General features: G+C 48.2%; 4 protein-coding genes. 2 read left to right on the top strand and 2 right to left on the bottom strand.

From position 1 onward, the window contains the following. Positions 1–818, bottom strand: an 818-nt coding sequence (tupA, locus tag Q0236_RS10130; protein ID WP_297917393.1) for a tungstate ABC transporter substrate-binding protein TupA, incomplete at its 3' end; no start/stop codon positions are given. A 70-nt stretch (positions 819–888) separates the two neighbouring features. On the opposite strand from tupA, the gene tupB reads away from it, so the two are divergent. Both tupB and tupC read left to right on the top strand, forming a co-directional pair. After that, the gene (gene tupB, locus Q0236_RS10125; RefSeq protein WP_297917392.1) at positions 889–1,581 is read left to right on the top strand and encodes a tungstate ABC transporter permease TupB; all 693 of its coding nucleotides are present in this window, start codon (positions 889–891) and stop codon (positions 1,579–1,581) included. Next, positions 1,578–2,867: a tungstate ABC transporter ATP-binding protein TupC gene (tupC, locus tag Q0236_RS10120; RefSeq protein ID WP_297917391.1), complete on the top strand. Its 1,290-nt coding sequence runs from the start codon at positions 1,578–1,580 to the stop codon at positions 2,865–2,867. Before tupB ends, tupC begins: the two co-directional genes overlap by 4 nt. A gap of 79 nt (positions 2,868–2,946) precedes the next feature. Here tupC and Q0236_RS10115 read toward each other — a convergent pair. Then, the coding region (locus tag Q0236_RS10115) for a hypothetical protein (RefSeq protein WP_297917390.1) at positions 2,947–3,220 on the bottom strand (274 nt) is incomplete at its 5' end.

Raw genomic sequence — 3,220 nt, 5'->3', positions numbered from 1 at the left:
TAATTCTTGCGAGTATTCGCATCAGGGGTGAAAAGCGGCTTATTTAGCAGCTTGAAATCGCCTACGAACTTCTGCCCCTTCTCGCTAGTGATCCATTTGATGAAGCGCTGCGCGTTTTCATAGTCGGCTTTTGGGCAGTGCTTCGGATTGACCGCGATTACGGAGTAAAAATTCTTCAGATCGTTATCGCCTTCGTTGATGATAACCATATCGGGATTGCCTTTTTTATTGTCCTCGTATTTGATGTAGGTGCCGCGATCGGTGAAGGTCACGCCCTTTTGCTCGGCGGCTGCGTTGATCGTAGCGATCATACCTTGACCGGTCTGGTTATACCATGCCTCGTTTTCAGGCACGGCGCCATCGACCTTTTTCCAAATACCTTTCTCTTTGTTATCAGTACCGGATTTATCGCCGCGAGAGAAAAATTTAATCTTCTCCGCCTTGATTAGCTCAAACGAGCCTTTAAGGTCCTTGCCTTTAAATTTAGGCGCGATCGATTTATCGGCGATGAGGATAAAATCATTATACATCACGGGCGTGCGATCAACGCCGAAGCCTTTTTCTACAAATTCTTTCTCGACCTTCGGCGAATGCACGAAAAGTATGTCCGCATCGCAGTTCTCGCCAAGCTTTAGAGCAGCACCCGTACCTACCGCCGTCCATTTGACATCGACGCCGGTTTCCGCTTTATACACAGGATGGATAGCGTCTAATAAGCCCGTATTATCGGTGCTCGTTGTAGTTGCCATCACCAAATCGTTATCGGCGGCAAAAAGGCTCGCACTAAGAGCGAGCGAAACAAAAAATATTTTTTTCATGTTATCTCCTTTAAAAAATATGCTATTATAGCATATAAATTTGCCAGAATAGAACATTTAGGACACAATCTTGGACTTTATTTTAGAAGGAATTTTAAGCGCATTCGGGCTGCTTCTTAGCGGCGACGCGGAGACCTTTTCGGCGATTAAGGCGACGCTTTATACTTCGAGCATCTCGATACTTTTTGCGATTTTAATCGGCTTTCCGATAGGATTTATCCTCGGATTTTACGAATTTCGCGCTCGCAGAGTGCTTAGGCTTTTAAGCGACGTAGCGCTTGCGATGCCCACGGTAGCGATAGGACTGATCCTTTACGCTTTCATCTCCAGAAACGGCCCTCTGGGCGAGCTGGGGCTGCTTTTTACGCTCAAAGCCGTGATGCTCGGGCAGTTTGTGCTGGCGCTTCCCATCATCATCTCGCTAAGCGCCAGCGTCATCGAAAATATGGATAAGAAGCACTATCTAAACATTATGAACTACCGCCTAAGCCCGCTAAATTTAATCCTTTGCGTGCTTTACGAGCTGCGCTACGCCCTACTCGTCGTCATCGCCACCGCTTACGGGCGGATCGTCGCCGAGGTGGGCGTAGCGATGATGATCGGCGGCAATATCAAATATTTCACCCGTACGATCACCACGGCGATCTCGCTTGAGACCAACAAAGGCGAGTTTGCGATGGGTATAGCGCTCGCGCTGGTGCTGATTTTAATAGCGTTTGCGGTAAATTTAGCCATCCACGCGCTAAAAAGGCTGGATCGATGAGTGCAGATAAGCTAAAGCGTCCGAGTAAAAATTTCACGGACAAAAACCGGGCGGAGCGGGAGAGCGAAAATTTCACGGACGCAAATTCCGCCCCCGAGAATTCTACGGACATAAATTCTACGCGCGTAAATTTCGCCGCCGAGAATTCTGCGAATAAAAATTCCACTGCGGCAAATTATAAGAGTAAAAATTCTGCGACCGAGAATTCCATTAGCGCAAATTTCGCGGATAAAAATTCTACAAACAAAATTTCCGCGAGTGAGAATTCTGCGAGAAAGAATTTTGCAAATAAGAATTCCTCCGCCGCGCGATCTGTACCTAATAGCGAGCTGATTTCGGTACGGGATCTAGTGCTGCACTACGAACGGAGCGAAATTTTAAATATCCCCAGTCTCGATCTAAATACGAGCGGCATCACGGCGCTTTTGGGCTCCAACGGCAGCGGCAAATCCACGCTGCTGCGGATTTTATCCTTTTTGCAGCGTCCAAGCGGCGGCAGCGTGGAGCTTTGGGGGCAGCGGGCGCCCTCTTTGCAGACGCTGCGACAGACCTGCTTGCTGCTGCCCGAGCCCGTGCTTTTAAAACGCAGCGTGGAGCAAAATTTTAAATTTGCGCTCAAAAGTCGCGGCGCGCTTACGGAATTTGACGAGCGGGTGGACGAAGCGCTCGGCCTAACGGGACTTGATAGAAGTTTTTTATCGAAGAAGCATTTCGAGCTTAGCTCGGGGCAGACGCAGCGCATCGCGTTTGCGCTCGCTCTGGCGCAGCGCGCGAAGCTCTATCTGCTCGACGAGCCGACCAACAGCCTCGATCTTGCCGCCTCCAAGCTCTTTGCGCGCGCGATTTTATTTATGCGAAGCCGCTACGGCTGCGGCTTTATCATCGCCAGCCACGACGAGAAATGGCTCAGCGCGATCGCGCAAAGAAGCGTATTTTTGCATCGCGGCAAGATATGCGAGTTTGAATACAAAAATATCTTTGACGTGCAAAACGGGATTTTAAAATTTTCGGATGAAATTTCGCTGCGCCTTGAAGAGGGACTCGCACGCGCTCGCAAAATCGCGATAAATCCGAGTAAAATTTTATTATCCCAAAGCCCGTTTGAGCGCTGCTTCGCGGGGATTTTGCACTCGGTTTCGCTTCAGTACGGCTCCTCGCTGCTCATCAAGATCAAGGCGGGCGACGTGTTGCTAAAATGCGTCACGGCGCAGGATGAGCGGCGCTGGAGCGCGGGCGAGAAGATCTATTTTGGATTTGAAGACGGCGCGTTTTTAGGGCTGGAGTAACGCGATACGGCTATTTTAAAGTTTTTCTCTATTGCGCCAGCTTTTCGAGCTGCGAGCCCATCGCTCTTTTTATTAAAATTTAGTTCGAGCTTTCTTCAAATTTAAACTCTCCGACGTTGTTTTTAAATGTGTCGAAGCACGCATTACTAACAGTTCCATCTTTAGCATACGCTTGATATAATTTTAGTAATTCTAAAGTCGTTATTATTAATATACCATCTTTTGTTGCATAACTTATTTGATTGGCATGTATCGGCTCCCTTTTGCTAGGCTCTATGTTGCGTTGAGGATTAATTATCAGTAGGCCCTTTACGTTATCAGGGGACTTGGTATCGTCTTCGGCTATTAAATCA

Source organism: uncultured Campylobacter sp. (assembly GCF_938031315.1).
Taxonomy (GTDB): domain Bacteria; phylum Campylobacterota; class Campylobacteria; order Campylobacterales; family Campylobacteraceae; genus Campylobacter_B.
This window is presented reverse-complemented; position numbering and strand designations above follow the sequence as displayed.